This window comes from Candidatus Neoehrlichia procyonis str. RAC413 (assembly GCF_000964795.1).
In the GTDB taxonomy this organism is placed as follows: Bacteria; Pseudomonadota; Alphaproteobacteria; order Rickettsiales; family Anaplasmataceae; genus Neoehrlichia; species Neoehrlichia procyonis.
Genome location: NZ_LANX01000001.1, coordinates 721,533 through 740,823, shown reverse-complemented (window position 1 = coordinate 740,823; position 19,291 = coordinate 721,533). Strand labels below are relative to the sequence as shown.

At 27.8% G+C, this 19,291-nt stretch carries 18 protein-coding genes and 1 tRNA gene; 11 read left to right on the top strand and 8 right to left on the bottom strand.

Translation table 11 applies throughout. The features are described from left to right. Positions 1-6 precede the first annotated feature (6 nt). Positions 7-207 carry a 50S ribosomal protein L35 gene (gene rpmI, locus NLO413_RS02725; protein ID WP_045808985.1) on the bottom strand — a complete coding sequence of 67 codons (201 nt, stop codon included), beginning with the start codon at positions 205-207 and terminating at the stop codon, positions 7-9. Between the two features lie 369 nt (positions 208-576). On the opposite strand from rpmI, the gene NLO413_RS02720 reads away from it, so the two are divergent. Further along, the gene (locus tag NLO413_RS02720) at positions 577-1,176 is read left to right on the top strand and encodes a cell cycle transcriptional regulator TrcR (RefSeq protein ID WP_045808984.1); all 600 of its coding nucleotides are present in this window, start codon (positions 577-579) and stop codon (positions 1,174-1,176) included. A 345-nt stretch (positions 1,177-1,521) separates the two neighbouring features. After that, complete coding sequence (gene rho / locus NLO413_RS02715) at positions 1,522-2,850, top strand: transcription termination factor Rho (protein WP_232295925.1); 1,329 nt, start codon at positions 1,522-1,524, stop codon at positions 2,848-2,850. A gap of 352 nt (positions 2,851-3,202) precedes the next feature. Here the strand turns inward: rho and NLO413_RS02710 are convergent, their stop codons facing one another. After that, positions 3,203-3,466 carry a DnaJ domain-containing protein gene (locus NLO413_RS02710; protein ID WP_052690407.1) on the bottom strand — a complete coding sequence of 88 codons (264 nt, stop codon included), beginning with the start codon at positions 3,464-3,466 and terminating at the stop codon, positions 3,203-3,205. A 177-nt stretch (positions 3,467-3,643) separates the two neighbouring features. On the opposite strand from NLO413_RS02710, the gene NLO413_RS02705 reads away from it, so the two are divergent. Next, on the top strand, positions 3,644-4,201 hold the full coding sequence (locus NLO413_RS02705; protein ID WP_045808982.1) for a NifU family protein: 558 nt from the start codon (positions 3,644-3,646) through the stop codon (positions 4,199-4,201). A 1,320-nt stretch (positions 4,202-5,521) separates the two neighbouring features. Here NLO413_RS02705 and NLO413_RS02700 read toward each other — a convergent pair. Next, the gene (locus tag NLO413_RS02700) at positions 5,522-7,375 is read right to left on the bottom strand and encodes a hypothetical protein (protein WP_045808981.1); all 1,854 of its coding nucleotides are present in this window, start codon (positions 7,373-7,375) and stop codon (positions 5,522-5,524) included. 139 nt (positions 7,376-7,514) lie between these two features. Between NLO413_RS02700 and thiS the strand changes: the two genes are divergently transcribed. Both thiS and NLO413_RS02690 read left to right on the top strand, forming a co-directional pair. Beyond that, complete coding sequence (thiS, locus tag NLO413_RS02695; protein WP_045808980.1) at positions 7,515-7,715, top strand: sulfur carrier protein ThiS; 201 nt, start codon at positions 7,515-7,517, stop codon at positions 7,713-7,715. 592 nt (positions 7,716-8,307) lie between these two features. Beyond that, on the top strand, positions 8,308-9,096 hold the full coding sequence (locus NLO413_RS02690; RefSeq protein ID WP_084229853.1) for a thiazole synthase: 789 nt from the start codon (positions 8,308-8,310) through the stop codon (positions 9,094-9,096). A gap of 88 nt (positions 9,097-9,184) precedes the next feature. Here NLO413_RS02690 and NLO413_RS04930 read toward each other — a convergent pair whose 3' ends face one another. Then, positions 9,185-9,541, bottom strand: coding sequence for an Erum7620/ECH_0207 family putative T1SS effector (locus NLO413_RS04930; RefSeq protein ID WP_045808978.1), 357 nt, complete (start codon positions 9,539-9,541; stop codon positions 9,185-9,187). Between the two features lie 108 nt (positions 9,542-9,649). On the opposite strand from NLO413_RS04930, the gene gltX reads away from it, so the two are divergent. The 4 genes from gltX to rsmD all read left to right on the top strand — a co-directional run bounded on the left by gltX (position 9,650) and on the right by rsmD (position 13,760). Continuing rightward, complete coding sequence (gene gltX, locus NLO413_RS02680) at positions 9,650-10,972, top strand: glutamate--tRNA ligase (protein WP_045808977.1); 1,323 nt, start codon at positions 9,650-9,652, stop codon at positions 10,970-10,972. Positions 10,973-11,772: 800 nt separating this feature from the next. Next, positions 11,773-11,845: transfer RNA gene (locus NLO413_RS02675), tRNA-His, on the top strand. Positions 11,846-12,009: 164 nt separating this feature from the next. Continuing rightward, positions 12,010-13,206, top strand: a complete 1,197-nt coding sequence (locus NLO413_RS02670; protein WP_045808976.1) for a SurA N-terminal domain-containing protein — start codon at positions 12,010-12,012, stop codon at positions 13,204-13,206. 5 nt (positions 13,207-13,211) lie between these two features. Continuing rightward, complete coding sequence (gene rsmD, locus NLO413_RS02665; RefSeq protein ID WP_045808975.1) at positions 13,212-13,760, top strand: 16S rRNA (guanine(966)-N(2))-methyltransferase RsmD; 549 nt, start codon at positions 13,212-13,214, stop codon at positions 13,758-13,760. 483 nt (positions 13,761-14,243) lie between these two features. Here rsmD and NLO413_RS02660 read toward each other — a convergent pair whose 3' ends face one another. Both NLO413_RS02660 and NLO413_RS02655 read right to left on the bottom strand, forming a co-directional pair. Then, positions 14,244-15,158, bottom strand: a complete 915-nt coding sequence (locus NLO413_RS02660) for an AEC family transporter (protein WP_045808974.1) — start codon at positions 15,156-15,158, stop codon at positions 14,244-14,246. Between the two features lie 127 nt (positions 15,159-15,285). Next, positions 15,286-15,594, bottom strand: coding sequence for an ETC complex I subunit (locus NLO413_RS02655; RefSeq protein WP_232295907.1), 309 nt, complete (start codon positions 15,592-15,594; stop codon positions 15,286-15,288). A 61-nt stretch (positions 15,595-15,655) separates the two neighbouring features. Between NLO413_RS02655 and xseB the strand changes: the two genes are divergently transcribed. Both xseB and mtaB read left to right on the top strand, forming a co-directional pair. Beyond that, positions 15,656-15,850 carry an exodeoxyribonuclease VII small subunit gene (xseB, locus tag NLO413_RS02650; protein ID WP_045808973.1) on the top strand — a complete coding sequence of 65 codons (195 nt, stop codon included), beginning with the start codon at positions 15,656-15,658 and terminating at the stop codon, positions 15,848-15,850. A gap of 45 nt (positions 15,851-15,895) precedes the next feature. Next, entirely contained in the window at positions 15,896-17,134 is a 1,239-nt protein-coding gene (mtaB, locus tag NLO413_RS02645; RefSeq protein ID WP_045808972.1) for a tRNA (N(6)-L-threonylcarbamoyladenosine(37)-C(2))-methylthiotransferase MtaB, read from the top strand. Positions 17,135-17,504: 370 nt separating this feature from the next. Here the strand turns inward: mtaB and trxA are convergent, their stop codons facing one another. Together trxA and virB9 are read right to left on the bottom strand one after the other, a co-directional pair. Next, positions 17,505-17,828 (bottom strand): thioredoxin, encoded by a 324-nt coding sequence (trxA, locus tag NLO413_RS02640; RefSeq protein ID WP_045808971.1) that lies wholly within the window; start codon positions 17,826-17,828, stop codon positions 17,505-17,507. A gap of 55 nt (positions 17,829-17,883) precedes the next feature. Beyond that, positions 17,884-18,666, bottom strand: coding sequence for a P-type conjugative transfer protein VirB9 (gene virB9, locus NLO413_RS02635; RefSeq protein WP_045808970.1), 783 nt, complete (start codon positions 18,664-18,666; stop codon positions 17,884-17,886). Positions 18,667-19,291: the final 625 nt, after the last annotated feature.

Genomic DNA, 19,291 nt, shown 5'->3' with positions numbered 1-19,291 from the left:
CCCTGTTTAACGATTATAAGGCATAAAAAGCTTAATAATACATGCATCTGATCTATTGAGTACTGACATACCGCGTTGAACTCTTAGGCTACGCCTACTTCTTTTTGTCATTCCATGCCTTTTTGTGGACTGAGTAGCTTTAATTTTACCACTAGCTGTAACCTTAAACCTTTTCTTAACAGAAGACTTAGTTTTTAATTTTGGCATAAAAAACTCAACTTTGCAATATAAAGCACCTAACAAGGTTATACATTAATGTTTTACGATGTCAAGTATAATTGAAATGTTGTTTACATTAATCATTAAATAAGTTAATTAATAGTCATATGTTATCATAAAAGTTATATGTTCATTAAGAAAAACATAAGTGATAAATATGCAACTCATTTGGGAGTGGGTGAATGTGTAGGCACCTTTATAATAAATTTAGCAAAAATCTTGACATTTATTTAATGTAATATACAAATTAGCTGTAAGTTGTTGTTAAGTTCCTTGTTATTTTCAATTAATAGATTATTAATAATATTAGTCTACTGATTGAAATTGAGTTTGTTTAAGTTTTATTTGGGGATTTTTATGTCATCATACGAGGAAACTCCTTTGATGCCTAGAGCAGTGGCTGTATGGCTAGTTGATAATACTACATTGACTTTTGAACAAATAGCAAAGTTTTGCAATTTGCATTTGCTTGAAGTTAAAGGTATAGCTGATGGAGAGGTGGCAAAGGGTGTTATAGGCTGTAACCCAGTTGCGATGGGTCAAATTACAAAGGAAGAAATAGAGGAATGTCAAAGTGATCCCAATAGAATTCCTAAGTTAATAGCATATAAGGGATTTAATAGTAAATCTACTAAAAAGAGAAAAGTACGTTATACTCCTATTGCTCGTCGTAGGGATAAACCAGATGCGATATGTTGGATTTTAAAATATTGCCCAGATATGCAAGATGCGCAAATAACGCAGTTGATAGGCACTACAAAAGCAACTATAGCTGCTATAAGGAATAAAGAACACTGGAACTCAAATAATATTAAGCCTAGGGATCCGGTGCTATTGGGATTATGTACACAAGAGGCTCTTGATGAAGCAATTATGAGAACTCAAATGATAGTTGAAAGAGAACGAAGAGTACAAAATATTAGAAAAGATGCATTGGAAAATCATCTTATAGATTAAGTAGTTGATTTTACACCCAAGTGATAAAGCGATTATTTATTATGTAATAAATGCATATTAGATAATTTATTTGGAATTAATTTATGTTATACGGGGAATTTGTATTTACATCATCATATAATCTTATAAATGGTTTGTTTTAAAGTGGTGTTTAGTGGATTTATGATTACTATATTGAGTATTTTAATAATCAAGTTGCCTGTATTAATTAATTAAGATGATGTATGCCAGATGTAGTTATAGAATGAGTTATTGTTATTAAAATAATATGGGAAGGGATTTATTGTGCTAAATAGTGATAAAAAAAAGAGAAAATCTGTAAGTAAAGCTACGAAGGATATTACTATAGAAGAAGGAGTTGTAAAGGAACAAAGTTCCGCTAATGAAAGTGAGGTACTATCAAAGGTTTTAAGTCTTAATGAACTAAAGAAGAAGAGCACTGAGGAGTTGTTAATAATAGCAGAAGAGTTAGGAGTTGTTAGTAATGGTAGGATGCTTAAGCAAGAGATAATATTTCATTTAATGAAGAAAGTAGTGAGTGAAGGTGGTATAGCGATAGGAGGAGGAGTTGTTGAAGTATTACCTGATGGATTTGGGTTTTTAAGATCTGCAGAAGCTAATTATGCTGCAAGTAGTGATGATGTGTATATATCTGTAGGGCAAATAAAGAAATTTAACTTAAGAACAGGTGATATAGTTAATGGAGAAATAAGAGCGCCAAGTGATAAGGAAAGGTATTTTACATTAGTAAAAGCATATAATATAAATTTTACAGAGATAGGGAAATTGCAAAGATATGTACACTTTGATGATTTAATACCGTTATATCCGGAGGAAAGAATACTGTTAGAATGTAGTGATACAATAGGTAAGGATAAAAAGGATATTAGTATGAGAGCTATAGATATAATAGCCCCTTTGGGGAAAGGACAAAGGGCACTAATAGTAGCTCCACCTAGAGCAGGTAAGACAATAATATTACAACAAATAGCGCATTCAATATCGGTTAATCATCCAGATATGGAATTAATAGTATTATTAATAGATGAAAGGCCGGAAGAAGTAACAGATATGTTAAGGTCAGTGAAGGGGGAAGTAGTAAGCTCTACATTTGATGAGCCTGCGTATAGACATGTGCAACTTGCAGAAATAGTTATAGAGAAAGCTAAGAGGATGGTAGAGCATAAAAAGGATGTAGTAATATTGTTAGATTCGATAACAAGGTTAGCAAGAGCATATAATGCAGTGATTCCATCGTCTGGTAAGGTATTAACAGGAGGAGTAGATTCTAACGCATTGCAAAGGCCAAAAAGATTTTTTGGAGCTGCAAGGAATATAGAGAAAGGTGGATCACTGACAATAATAGCAACAGCATTAGTAGAAACAGGATCAAAAATGGATGAGGTCATTTTTGAAGAATTTAAAGGTACAGGTAATTGTGAAATAATTCTTGATAGAAAGATAGCGGATAAGAGGATATATCCAGCAATAGATATATCAAAATCTGGAACAAGAAAAGAAGATATGTTGATAGATAATGTATGTTTAAAGAAGGTGTGGTTATTAAGGAGATTGTTATCGGCAATGGGATCTATAGAAGCTATGGAATTTTTGAGGGATAAATTGAGTATAGCAAAAGATAATAATGACTTTTTTGAGATGATGAATAGTTAATAGTGAATTGTAATGGCAAAAGATAATGTGTAAATAAATATGGAAGTATATATTAAAAGTTTTAAAGGCGTATGTAACAAGGAATTGCTAATTATAACAGTAGAGATCTGTTAAAAAATATATATAAATTAAACAAATAGAGGCTAACAAACATAAGCTAAAGAGTGGCATTAGCTTTAATGATTATTAAAATGGTTCATGTTATTTAAAAAGAGTTTAGTATTTAAAGTGTAAAGATACTTTAATTACATATAAAGTAAATTAAAGAGTATTATTTGAATAGTTTAGAAAATGGGTTTCAATAAAGTTATGAAGACATTTAGTATATATGTTCTCTAGTTCTAATAATTGTTTACTGTGTGTTGGTATGTGAATTAAGTAATGTATCACGTGCTTGATTAAGTTTTTGTGCAAAATATGCAGAGCCTCCTTTATCTGGATGAACAGATTTCATAAGTTTATGGTATGCTATGTTGATTTGCTCATTGCTTGTTTTACTATGCAATCCTAATATTTCTAATGCTTCATTTACTGACATATTATTGCTTGTGTTATGATTACGATTATGAATTTCATTGAGAAATCTATTCATCATCGGAGTTATGATATGACTCATATAAATAATGTTATTTTTTTTGGTTAGGAAAAATATGAATAGTGAAATTATAGGAAAAATGAACAATGCCCCTATTATACAGAAAATTACTATAAATATAAACAACATGACTTGATTTATCCTAGGTCTTAATATATTATAATCTTGAAATTTATTTTTTTGCAAATGGTTTTGTTCATGTTTATTCAGATAGAGAATACACCAAATCCTAATACTCTTAAGTTTTTACCTGGTGTTACAGTAAATAGTGGTGAATCTATTGAGTTTGATAATGAAAATGCTTATAAATCTCCCTTAGCAAGTTCTTTATTTGAAATATTTAACGTAAAAAAGGTCTTTTTTGGTAGTGATTTTATTTCAGTGACAAAATCTGATGATATAGCATGGGAACTTTTGAAACCAGAAATATTAGCAATAATGTTAGATTTTTTTTCTAAGAATTCTTTGGCTAATGATGGGGAAAATGTTGAAAAAGAACTAGAAGAATTTTTTGATGCTAATGATTTGGATAAGGTAACTCAGATTAAAGAATTAATTACAAATTATATAAAACCAGCAGTAGCACAGGATGGCGGGGATATAAAGTTTAGAGGGTATAAGGACGGTGTAGTTTTTGTAAAATTAAAGGGAGCATGTTCTGGATGTCCGAGTGCATCTGTTACTTTAAAAGAAGGAATATACAGTATGCTAAGCTATTATATCCCTGATATTCAAGCTGTTGAGGATGTTCAATAGTTAATTATAAATATGCCTGAAACTGAAAATTTTTTTCAAGTTCTATATTATAAGGAAAGGAATTGTTTTGCCGTGTATTGTGAAGTAAGCAATAGTTTCTCTTAATTATAATTGGTTAAGATTATAAAGTAGGATAAAGTACTTTGATGAGTGTATTACGCTATATAGTATAATTACTGTATTTAAATATGATATGTATGCTATATTCTCAAAATATGAAATGTATTGTACTTATACTGTAAATTAAAGGAAATGAATGTTGTATAATTTTGTATAAAGAAAGCTTGTTTATGGGCGAGTATTTTTATGAAAATCAAGTATTTACTAATTTTAAAAGTTAATTTAATTTGATGCATGTATGATGAATGTTTTTGTATGGCATTAGTGTGTTAGTAGATAATATTAAAGATATTTAAATATTTTTGAATGTAGTTTTATTATTTATGTGTGTGTAAAAGGGATTTATTGTTTTTGAATTTAATATTCTAAAGTCTTGTGTTACTTATCACTGAAATAGACTAGAGTATTTGATGTTTTTAGAATAATATTATGTTGTTACAAAGGACTTAATAATGCTTTATGAATATAGATGGTATTTTTGTTTCTGTATAAGATACAAGTATCTTATAAATCTAATACTTGTAGGTTTATATTAAGTCTATATTGAATTCAAGTATAAATTTAGAATATTAATGTGTTGTGAATTTATAATAGTTTTCACAAGAAATATGTTCACTAATTTGAAATTTGTATAAATTAGCGATTATGCGTGTAACGATGTTTGTCATGTATGTCCTAAGGTATAATTAAAGTAAAAAATAGCTTACTAAACTGTATTGCTATATATGCTATAGTTTGGGGTTGCATATGTTAACCCGAGAATGCTAAATATATTTAATAGATCTTAATTATATAACCATGAATAAGTGATTTTACTATTTTAGAGCATCATATAAATAGGAGTTAATATTAGTTAATAATAATTTGTTACTTGATATAGTAGGAGTTTAATAATTTTATTTGTTTAATATATTATATGTATGCTGAATTGTAATATATATAACATATTTTATGTATTATATGATTTTGTATTGATTATATTTATATTTTTTATTATTTGTTTAAGCTTTAATAAGTATTTAGATATTTATTAAAGAATTTACTTTGTCTTGTTACTGTGTAAAGATGTTTAATTCTTGATGGTTTATTTGTATATTATACGGTACATTGGTATGGGTTTAGATTTAGAAGGTGGTTTGGTTGGATATGGGTAATTTTATATTGTCTAATAATGAATAGTAGCTTAAGTATATGGTTGTGCTAATGATTTTTTGTGTAAGTTTTTATACTGTTAAAGTTATAAGAATGACTAGCTGTATTACTATAAGCAGAGTGTGATGTTGGTGTCTCTACATAAAATTTACTTTGTCTTTTTTGTGATATTGTTACTGTGTAAAGATGCTTTAATTTTTTGTTAATAGTTGATTTATTTGTATAATCTACTATTTTTCGATACATTGATGTAGTACTTGGGTTAAAATAGTGATTTAGTTTGGTATGGTTATCTTGTGTTGTATGATGATCGATAGTAGCACAAGTATGTGATAGTTGTGCTAATGATTTATTTTTCGATTTATTGTGTGAATCTTTATTACTATTAAAATCATAAGAATTACTAGCCGTATTATAAGTGCGGTGTGATGGTTTTTCTACGTAAAATTTGCTGTGTAAATGTGTAGTGTTGTTGAGTGATGAGAAAAATGCTTTTTTAACAAGGTCTTTTGTATGTGGTTTTAAGTTGTCTATTGAGTATGATTTTGATTTATAAGATTTGTTTAAGTTACAGTTATAGTTACAGTTATTATGATGAATGTTGTTGTGTGTATTGTTACTAAGTAAGCTTTTGAAAGGCTTTATTTGTGACGTGATTACTGTAGTTAATTCGGGCTTTTTTATTGAAATAATTGGTTTTTTGCTTTTTCTTATAAATGCTTTACATAATTTACTGTAACTTGCAATTTTGTTTTTTTTATTAAAATCATTTGTATTATGCTTATGTATAGTATCAATGGATTTATATCTTTCTATATCATTTATAAAGTTATCAAAAGAAATACAATGGTATAAGTTTTCTATTTTTTTTATATTTTTAATAAGTGTTTTGTTATATGAAAAAATACTATTATGTTGTTTTGTTATGTTATTGAAGTTGCTAAAAAATGTTATACAATCTCCATATTTGATGCTTTCTTCAAATATGTAGTCTATCTTTTTTAATTCAGTGATAGAAATGTTTATTTTTGTAATTGTAAATTTATAAAATTGTTTTAATAATACATAATACCATGGATGCTTGCATTTTAAGAATAACTTTCTTTGCCTTTTCTTATATTGTAAAGCTGTGATATGATTTACAATTGTGGTAGCAATTTGAATTTGATAGTCTAATTCTGATAGATTGTCATGTGTAGAATTATGAAAGTAATTTTTTGTATAAGATATAGTAGTGGATGATATGTTTTTGGCTTCATTATATAGTTGAAGTATGACAATAGATGTAGGGTCTTTAGGTAGGGTTATAGCATGGATTTTTTGTATATCTATTCCATAAAACATAAGGAGAGTGCATAAAGTGTTGTTTTTATTAATAGAAAAATATTGAAATAAATCATTAAGCATTTCTTGGGTATGTTGAATGAGTATTTGTAATGTTAGTTTATTGGTAAAGGTTTTAGTGTTTGCTTTTAACGTGTTATTTATCTTTTTATAGAGGTAATGTGTTTTACCTTGTGCTAATTTTTCATTTTTTATTTTTGAGATGGTTATATTAATCATACTGTGAATGTGCTCTGTATGAGTATTGGGATAGGCCATTTTCTGATATATTCTATATAGTAGTTCTTGATACCATATTCTTGAGTGTTCACTTGATTGACTAGGAGTGTGTATATTGTCGAAATTATAATGTAAAGCTTGAATATAGTAATGACTTGGCATTGACTGATAATCTATAGTATAACAGTTGTTTAATATCTTATATAGTAGTATTATAGAGTTGTTATTAGACAAGAATACTACTAATTCCCTAAATTGTTGTGTATGAAAGGTATACTGTATATTGCTGCTAGAATTATGCAATATCAGTTTATTTTGAAGAGTATATCTCTTATGCATAGCTTTACCTTCTATTGTATGCTATATTTAGCATATTTTATTAACAATGTCTAAATAATTATTGTTTTATATAAACAAGGTTTTAGTATATTTATAGAAATAGCAACTATACTATGTTGATGTTAGTGGAGGATAATTCTTGATTAGTATAAAAATTAATAATAAGAGTAAAAAATTACCATTAAATACGACTTTACTAGAAATATTAAGTAAGTATGATACAGGAGTTGCATTTGCAGTTGCTTTAAACAACAAATTAATAACTAGGACTTGCTATAAAAATGTGTATTTAAAGGATGGGGATGTTGTAGATATAGTATATCCTATGCAAGGGGGTTAATGTTGTGTATTATATGTATCTTCAACATATTATTGGTATATATAAAATATTTAGTAGTATTGACTACTTGGAAATATAAAGTAAGGTTATGTGTTAAAGTACATTAAAATTTGTATGCGTTGTTTTTAAAAGTAGCGAGTCATTTATAGGAGCCATTAATTTTTTGTAAATATTTTGAATATAATGGGTATGTTTATTTCTATATGCAGAAAACTTTAACATTATTATTTAATTGTTTTTGTAAGTGTTAATAAACTGTGAAGTCTCTTATATAGGTATATATATTAAGAATAATATAATATTGTATTTCAACGTAAAGAAAGTGTATTTGATACAATACTAAATGTTACATAAATAAATTTATGGAATATTAATTATAATATTAATACTTAAGGTAATTTAGGAATTAATGTGATAACAAGTAATTACTTATTATAAATAAAGGGGGAGGAGAAATTATGCATTAGGGTTTTGTTTAGATGTAAATGTGCTTGAGTATATTTTCAAAAATAATATGTTTTTATGTAAGGATTTATTTTAATATATATGGACTGAGAAAAGATAGATGACGCTGAGTAAAAAGGAAGGATTTATATGGGATTTATATGGTGTTAAACTCAAAAGTAGATTACTTTTGGGATCTGCTATGTATTCTTCTCCAAGTATATTGTCTAAGTCTATAAAAAGTTCTGAAACTGAAGTGGTAACAGTATCGTTATCTAGGCAAATGCCAGATAAAAATTGTGGTAGTAGTTTTTGGGATATAGTGAAAAATAGTGGATGCTATATCCTTCCTAATACTGCAGGATGTCATACGGTCAAAGATGCAGTGTTAATGGCACAAATGGCAAGAGAAATTTTTTCTACTGAATGGATTAAACTGGAATTAATAGGAGATGATTATATTTTACATCCAGATGTAATATTGTTATGTGAAGCAGCAAAAGAACTTATTAATCAAGGGTTTAAAGTGTTTCCTTATTGTACAGATGATTTAGTAGTGTGCCAAAAGTTGATAGATTGTGGTTGTTGTGTTTTGATGCCAGGTGTTGCGCCAATAGGCTCTGGATGTGGGGTTCTAAATATTTATAATCTTCAATTACTTCGTGGTAGATATAAGGATATAAGGATTATTGTAGATGCGGGTATAGGTAGACCATCAGATGCTGTGAAAATTATGGAAACAGGTGTTGATGGAGTACTAATAAACAGTGCTATATCAAGGGCATTATGTCCTGAAAGTATGGCATTGGCTTTTAAGTATGCTGTTGAGTCAGGGATTATAGCATATAATGCTGGTATTATACCAAAAAGAAATTTTGCTGTACAAAGCACACCATTGATAGATACTCCTTTTTGGTATACCAATAAAGAAAATTAGCATCAGTGATAAGTAAATTTGTTATGCTTAAGTTTTTTATGTTTTAAAATATGTTATCTTTTTTAGAAAGTATCTTCTATAGCTTTCATTAATATGAAGTGTTATTTAAAAATCTTAATTTAGCATGAACAACATTCTGTGCGAAAATAACATTTATCATTTTATAGCCATTTTTTTTAAGTTTTGCTTGATACCAATCGGAATAAGATAATCCGATATATAACGTAAAAATAAACTGAATTATTATGAATGATGTTATATTTATAACTTCAAGATAGCATGCAGCGTAATTTAACGTTGGAACGCAAACAGCTATTAAAGATAGGAGCCATAATTTTTTAGAGATAGTAAAGAAGAATGTAAACAAGAATGCTGTGAAAGAAAATCCATCCTTAACAAAAAGGACATGTTGTAAACTATTTTTGTAAACATAAAAAGAACGCATATCATTGTGGTGAAAAGTAAATAACCTAATTTTATAATTAAAATTAATACTAGTAAACTGAAAAAAATTTAATTATTCTAAAAAGTACCTTACAGTAACAATATATAAATGATTACACGATTTGCTCCAAGCCCTACAGGAAATTTACACATTGGTAATATAAGAACAGCATTGGTGTGTTGGTTGTATGCGAGACAACAAGGTGGAAAATTTTTACTGAGAATTGATGATACAGATATAAATAGGTCAGACGATAAGTATATCCAAAAAATTAAGGATGACTTAAGCTGGTTATTTATTGATTGGGATATGTCTTTTAGACAGTCTTCTAGATTTGCTCGCTATGATGAAATATTTCATTATTTATTGGATAAAGGGATAATTTATCCTTGTTATGAAACACCAGAAGAACTTGAATTGCAAAGGATGGTAAAATTAAAGGCAGGATTACCTCCTATTTATGATAGTAGTGTAGTAAAAATTACTGAAGAAGAAAGAGGTTCTAGAAAACCATATTTTAGACTTTTAATTGATAAAGCTACGATTATTAGCTGGCAAGATGAAGTGCGGGGAAAAGTAACATTTAATACTAAAAATATTAGTGATCCTATTGTTAAAAGAACAGACGGTAGATATACTTATATGTTACCTTCTGTTGTGGATGACATAGATTATCAAGTAACACATGTGATACGTGGTGAGGATCATATCAGTAATACTGCTATACAAATTTATATGATAAATAATCTCAATGCAAAAATTCCTAATTTTGGACATTTATCTCTTTTGCATTTTGGTGATAGAAAAGTGTCAAAACGTATTGGTGGATTTGCAATAGAGTATTTTAGAGATAATGGAATAGAGCCTATGACGATTAATAGTTATATTGCAAAAATAGGTACATCTTGCATGGTAGAAGCTCAGACAGACATGTTAAGCTTAATAAATAATTTTGATATTCGAAATTTTAGTCATTCTTCTAGTAAATTTGTAATAGAGGATTTAATTAATCTTAATGCTAAAGTTTTACATAAGATGCCTTTTTATCAAATAAAGGATCGGTTAAATGAGCTTGGTGTTAATTCTGCAGAATTTTGGTATTCTATATGTAATAATGTAGAGAAGCTTATAGATGTAAAAAATTGGGTTAATATATGTAGTAAAAATGTTATTCCAATTATTGATCCTGTAAATAAAGATTTTATAGATTTGGCAAGGAGCCTGTTGCCTAATGAAGAGTTAAATGAAGATACATGGGGCATATGGATACAAAAAATTAAGGAAAGTACTCACCTTAGAGCACGTGATTTATTTATGCCATTACGATTAGCACTAACAGGGTTGTCAAAGGGACCAGAACTTGCAAAATTGTTACCGTTAATAGGAAGGAAAGAGATAATGAGAAGACTTAATACGGATAATGTAAAATAAATTAATGCATAAGTGCTATAAGTTTATTTGTAAAGTTACAATGTAGTGTGAATTCATTAAATGTTACTTGGTGTTATTTATAAATTTTTATCTGTGTAAGTGATAGAGAATTTTTCTTAGATTAAATTTATGAGTGTTCTTAAAGTAAATTAGCATATATTTTACAAATAAATGTTTTAGTATAATCTAGTTAAAATAGCGGTGGTTGATAATTCTGTTACTAATATGTATTTAATTATTTGTATACGCCATAATGAGTAGTTTTGGTAATCATTTCTATAGAAAAAGAATTAACATGCTTATAAACTGAAAATTTTTTATTAGCTTTATACATTTTGTTATGGATTAATGAAAAGTTTGCTTATGATGTTTATAAAATTAAATTCTTATTATTGTATTACGAGCATTATATATTGTGCTAAATAATTTTTGTTGATGTTAACAAAAGGTATATTATTATGCGTTATTGTACGTGTATTAAAAAATTTCTTGTTAATTTATTGTTATATAAAATCGCAAGATTATTACATTTATGATTTTCTTTAATCTTTTAATATTAGCATTTTTTTATAAAATATAGAATTATGTTGCATTTTAAATCTATATTGATGGGGGGGGGGATTATATTTTAATTGATCGTTATATTTTTATATAATGGAAGATTGATAAAAGATTTTGTGTTTTTATGGGGATTTTAGAAAGGAAAAATGTAGTTATATTATGGATGTTAATGTTTTTATTGTAATTTGAGGATTATGCTTGATATCATGGTGAAAGTGTGATAATTCATTGAGCTAATGGCGGATGTAGCTCAGTTGGTAGAGCATCAGTTTGTGGCACTGAGGGTCGCCAGTTCAATCCTGGTCATTCGCCCTTTGTTTTTTATTGAATAAAAGTAGTAAATTTTCTAATCTCTTATATAAGAATTTCTGTTGTATTTGTAAGACAAGGAATAGGAATATTCGGTCTATAAAGATTTTTTTGACATTAACTTATTTTGTTCTAATATTAACAAATAAAATTATGTGTAATTATGTATGCTACGTTTTGTAAAATTGTGTATTGTTTTTGCTGTATTATTCTATTACGTTGATGGTTTTACTGGTGTTAAAGTAGTAGCTACTGTTGATGATGAGTTAATATCTAGCTTGGATGTAGAAAAGAGAGTTAAAATTGATAAGTTGTTATATAAAGTTGATGGAAAAGTAGCTTATGATATGTCTTTAAAATTTTTAATAGATGAGGCTTTATGGCGTAGAGAAGCAAAAAATTTAAAAATTTCTGTTAGTGATGAAGATATGAAAGAAGCTATTAATAGAATACTGAAACTTATAGGAGCAGATGGTGACACGAGTTTGTTTTCTTATGTTCAAGAGAATGACTTAGATTATAAAACAGTGTTGCGTCATTTGGAATCTAAGATACTTTGGGATAAAATTTTATTGTTGAAGGTTATTCCATATATTAATGTCTCTGATGACGAAATTGAAAGTTATATTGCTGAGAGTAAATCTGATAAATTTGAAACTATTGCTAGCTTAAATCAAGTATTTATTCCACTTAAATCAAAAGATATTGTTCAGGTAATATTAAAAGAGTTATGTAATAATGTAAGTGTTAGTGATATTAAAAATCGCTATAAAGCTTATGATATTAGTATAGATAAAGTTAGTATTAGTGTTAATTTACTTGATCACAAAATCAAAAAAAATCTAGTAAAGGCAAATGTAGGTCAAGTAATAGATCCTATAGAATTTGTACAAGGTTACTTAATAATTCAATTGCTAGATAAAGTACAAATTAGTAGAAAGTTTATGCATAGTGAAGTAACTTTAAAGCAAGTGCTATTTGATGATAAAGATAAAAATAAGTTAAATACGATAACAAAATTGCAGAATTCTCAAGCGGATTGTCTTACTTTTAATAAGGTAGTTTCAGAGTTAAAGTTAGGTAATGCGTTTGATGTTGTTGTTAAAGTGAAAGACTTGTCTACAAAATTACAAGCATTGTTACAAAATGCAAAAGTTGGTAACATAATTCATTTCTCATCCGACAGTAAGGAACATGTTATTATACTTTGTGAGGTAAAAGCAAAGGATTTCCGAAATAAGCAAGATCTTGATGAGAAAGAGATAAACAGTATTAGGCAGAATATATCTATGAAGAAGCTAGGTATAAAAAGTATGCAGTTAATGTCTCAATTGTATAAAAATTATCTAGTTGAAAGGTATTAATAGGTATGATGCGCATAACTGCAGGTAAGTATCGTGGTAGAAAAATATTTACTAGTAGTATGCTAGATGCAAAGCCTGTAACTTCTATAATTCGAGAATCTATATTTAATGTTATGCGTTCATATGTTTCAATGCAGGGGATGCGTATTCTTGATTTATTTTGTGGTAGTGGCATATTGTCTTTTGAAGCATTATCTCGTGGTGCAGAAAGTACATATATGGTGGATATAAGTTATAATAACTTACAATTAGTTCAGAAAACAGCTGCAGCTTTAGATATAATAGATCAAGTTATTACTGTATGTTGTGATGTGGAAAGATTGTCTACTGCTATAAAGCAGTATGACATTATTTTCATTGATCCTCCGTATAACAATGTTAAATTAGCAGATTTGTCTCTTAGTATTTTAGCACAATTTAACTGGTGCAAAAGTGGTAGCGTAGTTATTGTAAGAGTAAAAAAAGATTGTAAGGTTTTTTTTTCTGAACAATATGTATTATTGAATGAACGCGTGCATGGTACTTCAAAAGTAATGTTTTTATTGCATAACTGAAATACACTAGAATATATAACCTCAATTATATGGTGATATTGTTTATATATATCATATGATAATAAATAAGATTGTTATTATCAATAGTGTTGGTAATTTATGGAAAGTTTTAAATAGGGGGGGGGGAGTATTATAGTGAATAATGGAGTTGTTATTTGATTAAATCAGGTTTGTCTTTTTAATAAATAATACTGTTATTTATGTGGTAGTAGACTATAATTTAGTATTTTAATTTCTTTATGGGGCTATGCTATTGTGTATTATTTATATATTAGATTGTTTTGATAAAATAATCTTTAGTTATATTTACACACACAAACAGTAGCAATTAACTTATACTATTAGGTATGAATCGAGTCGAAGATCACAATGTATGTTTATGCATAAAGAGACATTAAGTACATCTATTATTTATAAGGAAATATGTCTTTTACATAATAATTGTTAATAATACTTTGATTTAAATGTGGTTACTATTTATTGCTAATAAAGTAGTAAGGATATCATTATAGGTACATAAAATAATCCTATAATTGTATTGGTGAGTAACATTATTGCTACTTTATCAGGTTGGTAATTGAGCATAGTTGCTAGCATTATTCCTGTACCTGATATTGGGATTACAGCTAATAGAATTAGAGCTTTATATGTTTCATGGTTATATAGTCGGAGAGTTGATTTATCAATAAAAATTAAGCCTAAAATAAAGATTGGCCATGCTACATATTTAATTATAATTGTTAAAAAAATGAGTTTCCAATCAATACGAAATACTTTTATATTTGCTACTGCTATTCCCAATAACATCATTCCAAGTACCATATATGTACTTCTTATATTAATTGCGGTATGAAATAGGAATTCTGGTATAGGTATTTTAAAGTAGCTAAAAATAAGTGCTAAAATTGCTGAGTAAGAGGCCGGTAGAGTTAATAACTTTTTTATACATTGTTGTACCGTATACAATCCTTGTGTTGCTATATAAAAGCCAAAGCTATTTTCAAAAAGTAACATACCTACATAACACAAGAGGTATAATGATACAGTGTAATTATCAAATAGTGCTAGTGCTACTGGCAGTCCAAAGAAACCCATGCTTGAACTTCCAGAGCTAAATGCTAAAATATTTCTTGTATTATCTCTGAAAATTAAGGCTGATACTTTATATACAATAAATGACACAATGCAACAGATACACCATGTTAGTAATGGTAATGAAATAACGGATGGATCTATAATTATATTTGATAGACCAAAAAATACAACGATTGGACCCATAATATAAAATAATAACTTTGCAATAGTTTGGCTGTGCGGTTGTAGCAATTTACCTGCAATAAATCCTGCAAGTGATATTATATATAATGGCACTACTTTCAGTAGTAGGATAAGAAACATGATCAACTGCTTTCTGCGATAAATGCTAGGATATTACTTTAACATAAGTTTTAATTATTTTACAACTATAGAAATAAACTGATTATAAAAAATTATTTATACTGTAAACAAAGTAGATATATTTTTTTTACAAACCTTTAATTCTTATGAAATTTTCCGTGTATGATTTATTTTTTTTCTGTAAAAAATTTTCCTGTAGTATTATATATTTAAAATTATTTTTTTCTGCATACGCAATGGCTTGTGCTTTTGTTGTAAATGATAATTGTATTTGCTGAAGTGTATCCTTGGATCCTACCCATTTCATAAGTGGTTCGATATATTTTGTATTTGAAGGATAAAACTCTAATCTCCACATTTGAGATTTTTGTGTGCCAGACTGTGTTACGCTTTTGGTTGGTTTATATATCTTGGCTAGTATTTCATTATTTAACACTTGTGATAACCTGAGAAAAAATATATTATAGCATTAATTAATATACGTGAAGTATTAATTAATGTCTATTTCTAATGATAGTAATATAACATTTGAAAGTGCAATGCATGAGTTAGAAATAATAATACAGGAACTTGAAAACAGTAGTATAAGTTTAGAAAGAAGTATGCAGCTTTATGAGAGAGGTAAGAGCTTATATGAATATTGTTCTGACATTATTAAGAAGATGGAGTTAAAAATTGAAACTATAAGCTAGCTTTGTCAGATTAAAAGTTATTTGATATAAATAAGATGTTATATAATGAGTGAAGTTTTTACTTTTGGATGTAGGTTAAATTTTTATGAAAGTGAGATCATAAAGAAGAATTTAAAAGTCGCAAATTTAAAAGATGTTACTGTTGTTCATAGCTGTGCTGTGACTAATGAGGCTGAGCGTCAGGTAAAACATAAAATACGTGAGCTTTATAAGAATAATTCTGACATTAAAATTATAGTTGCAGGTTGTGCTGCTCAGCTAAATCCAGAGGTATATGCAAATATGCCTGGAGTAATAAAAGTATTAGGTAATGTAGATAAGTTACAATATGAAAGTTATATCAACGATAATATTGTTAGTGTTAGTAATGTCGACAATGTTGGTTGGTCTAAGTTTCATGAATTAACGAAATTTGCTGATAAAGCAAGAGCTTTTATAGAAATACAAAATGGTTGTAATCATCAATGTACATTTTGTGTGATTACTAAAGCTAGAGGTAATAATCGTTCGATGCTTGTTCATGATATTGTAAATCAAGTAAAAGTTTTTGTTGAACACGGATATAATGAAATTGTCTTTACAGGTGTAGATATTACAGATTTTGGTTTGGATATTTTTGGTAAACCTTCACTTGGCATGATGGTTAAAAGAGTATTAAAATCAGTTCCAGAATTACAAAGATTAAGGTTATCGTCAATAGATATTGCAGAGATAGACGAAGACCTTTTTGATGTTATTGAAAGTGAACCAAGGTTTATGCCTCATTTGCATATGAGCTTACAATCAGGAAATGATATTATTCTAAAAAGAATGAAACGTAGACATAGCAGAAATCAAGCTTTAGAATTTTGTGATAAAGTAAGAAGTTTAAGAAAAGATGTAGTATTTGGTGCAGATATTATAGTAGGATTTCCTACAGAAACTGATAGTATGTTTTGTGATACTATTGATTTAATAGAAAGAGCAAATATATCTTATTTGCATGTATTTCCGTATTCAAAAAATGAAGGAACAGTTGCTGCTAGGATGCCTCAAGTTGCAATGCATGTAAAAAAAGAAAGGGCAAAGCACTTAAGGGATCTGGGCAAAAAGAGGTTAAATATTTTATATAACACTTTACTTAATACAACACAAAGTGTTGTAGTTGAAAAGGCAGGTCTTGGTAGGGCGGAAAATTTTGCATTAGTAAAATTTTATAACCGGGATGTTAGTTTGCGAAGTGTTATTGATGTACAAATTAGTGGTATAGAAGGAAATTATTTAATATCTAATTTAGCTATATAATTAGTTACTATTTTAAATAGTATATTTGTGTATGGTGTAATTTTTCTACAGTAGAAGGGGCTTAGTATAATAAAGCATTATAGTTGAAGATATATTATAAAAAAGTTATTTTTATGTTTACAACTAAAATTAAGTAGAAAATGTCAGATGGAAAATACAAACTTAACTATAATATAAATATTATTTTAAAATGGTAAACTATAACTTGTTTGATTTTAATATCAATATTAATTTGATAAGTTATTTATTATGTGAATATTAACTTTGAATAAGGATTAGGGTTACATATTCTTTTGCAAAAGGTGAGGTTGGAGCTCTAGTAATAATGCTTGGTGTTATATAGGTAGAAAATATGCACATGAGCTAATGATTATTTAATGAGATTATTCACTTCATGAATAATTTTAGATATATCTGCACCAATTATTTGTGCTAGTTTAATTCCATTTTGAAAAATTAATATAGTTGGTATAGCACTAATGCTGTACTTTATAGGAGTATCCTGGTTTTCTTCAATATTTAATTTGTATATTTTTAGCTTTCCTTGATAATTTTGTGCTAATTTTTCAAGTTGGGGTTCTAAAGCTTTACACGGACCACACCATGAAGCCCAAAAATCTACTAGAACAATACCGCTATTTTCATGTAACTTATTGCTAAAATTACTATCATTAATTTGCTCAATGAAAGGCATAATAACTCCTATAATAATCTTTTAATTATAAGATTATTTTACAATAACGCAATGATTAGTTAGGTTTATTTAAGTTATTATTAAACACGCAAACAGTATCTGAACCATGACGTAAAGTAAATGTGGGACTTACACGTTCAATTACTACGTAATCATGTACAATACGAAAATTAATTAATGACTCGTATCCTTCAGAGTCTACATGAAATATAGATGGCAAGCTAGCATTTATGGTTGGAAATTGCATATATGTAAATCTATTGTCATCAAATATTTTTAAAGGCACAATACCTTCGCTTCCTCGATTATGGGAAACTGAGTAATTAAAATTTATACCTTTTCTTGCAGTATCTATATCTGTTAAATCTGGTATTTGGGTTTGGTTGATAGGGAACATCATGCCTCCATTATCTAATCCCGAGTTATCATTAACATCGGTAGAAGGATATACAAACCTTACCTCGTATGCTAACCTTGCATCGTCAAGACCTGTAGCTTCTTCAGCATGCAATTCAAAATAATATACTCTTTTGTTTGTAATGATAGTTGCATTAGTATCAGCTCTGTCTGCAATAGGTTTTATGAATAGGCGGTTACCTTTGGGCATTAATTGCCATCCCGTTGAGTCTCCCATAGATATAGTGTCAATTTTTTCATCGGATTCAAATAATATGCTTGATTGATAACCGTAAAATCCTGTGTATTTGTGTATAGATTGTGGATTATAGTTTATAACTTTAATATGATTATCTTCTGCCATGGAACGTACTTCTTGCTTACTGAAGCATGCAGTACTGATTAATAAAATTGCAATAAAAACTATTGGTATTTTTTTCATATCTATAAAATCTACACCTATAAATTATATAAAATGTTTTCTTTTTAGTTTAGCACTAATGAACAAATTTGCAAAACCTATATTTATCATATAATTAATTTTAAGAAAAGTTATAACTTGATGTTTTTATAAATATATAAATTGGTATGACATTGTAATAAAAATACATTTTGAATGTTACATATATAGTCATAAAGTAAAATTTTCAAAACTTTGTAATGTTGTTGTATTTACTATAAAATTTTTGTTAGTAAAGGTGTAGTATATTTAATTCTTATGAATCTAATATTTAAGTATTTTACTGTTTGTTAATTTTGATGCTTTAGATAGCAGTGTTATTCTCAATAGGAAAATATTGTAAGGAAAAAGTATTGCGTATAGCATGAAAAGTTATTAAAAGTAATTTATTACATTATTTTTTTAATTCTGTTATAGTATTGTAGTAGTCAAGCCTTAGATGTAAAATATCATTGGTTAGCAACATGTAAGACCGAATTATAGTTTGATTGAGGATCATACATGATTGTAATTTTAAGTAATTTTTAGTTTTTTTATTTTTATTATAGCTTGAATGTCCAATAGGTTAGAATTACTTTTTTAGTCCTAAGATTAATTTCTTGACTGC

Bases quoted from the DNA above. Each gene is read 5' to 3' on its own strand.
- NLO413_RS02700 (WP_045808981.1), bottom strand. From the start codon at position 7,375: ATGCATAAGAGATATACTCTTCAAAATAAACTGATATTGCATAATTCT.
- xseB (WP_045808973.1), top strand. From the start codon at position 15,656: ATGTCTATTTCTAATGATAGTAATATAACATTTGAAAGTGCAATGCAT.
- rsmD (WP_045808975.1), top strand. From the start codon at position 13,212: ATGATGCGCATAACTGCAGGTAAGTATCGTGGTAGAAAAATATTTACT.
- NLO413_RS04930 (WP_045808978.1), bottom strand. From the start codon at position 9,541: ATGCGTTCTTTTTATGTTTACAAAAATAGTTTACAACATGTCCTTTTT.
- virB9 (WP_045808970.1), bottom strand. From the start codon at position 18,666: ATGAAAAAAATACCAATAGTTTTTATTGCAATTTTATTAATCAGTACT.
- NLO413_RS02670 (WP_045808976.1), top strand. From the start codon at position 12,010: ATGCTACGTTTTGTAAAATTGTGTATTGTTTTTGCTGTATTATTCTAT.
- trxA (WP_045808971.1), bottom strand. From the start codon at position 17,828: ATGCCTTTCATTGAGCAAATTAATGATAGTAATTTTAGCAATAAGTTA.
- NLO413_RS02660 (WP_045808974.1), bottom strand. From the start codon at position 15,158: ATGTTTCTTATCCTACTACTGAAAGTAGTGCCATTATATATAATATCA.
- rpmI (WP_045808985.1), bottom strand. From the start codon at position 207: ATGCCAAAATTAAAAACTAAGTCTTCTGTTAAGAAAAGGTTTAAGGTT.
- NLO413_RS02710 (WP_052690407.1), bottom strand. From the start codon at position 3,466: ATGAGTCATATCATAACTCCGATGATGAATAGATTTCTCAATGAAATT.
- mtaB (WP_045808972.1), top strand. From the start codon at position 15,896: ATGAGTGAAGTTTTTACTTTTGGATGTAGGTTAAATTTTTATGAAAGT.
- NLO413_RS02705 (WP_045808982.1), top strand. From the start codon at position 3,644: ATGTTTATTCAGATAGAGAATACACCAAATCCTAATACTCTTAAGTTT.
- gltX (WP_045808977.1), top strand. From the start codon at position 9,650: ATGATTACACGATTTGCTCCAAGCCCTACAGGAAATTTACACATTGGT.
- NLO413_RS02720 (WP_045808984.1), top strand. From the start codon at position 577: ATGTCATCATACGAGGAAACTCCTTTGATGCCTAGAGCAGTGGCTGTA.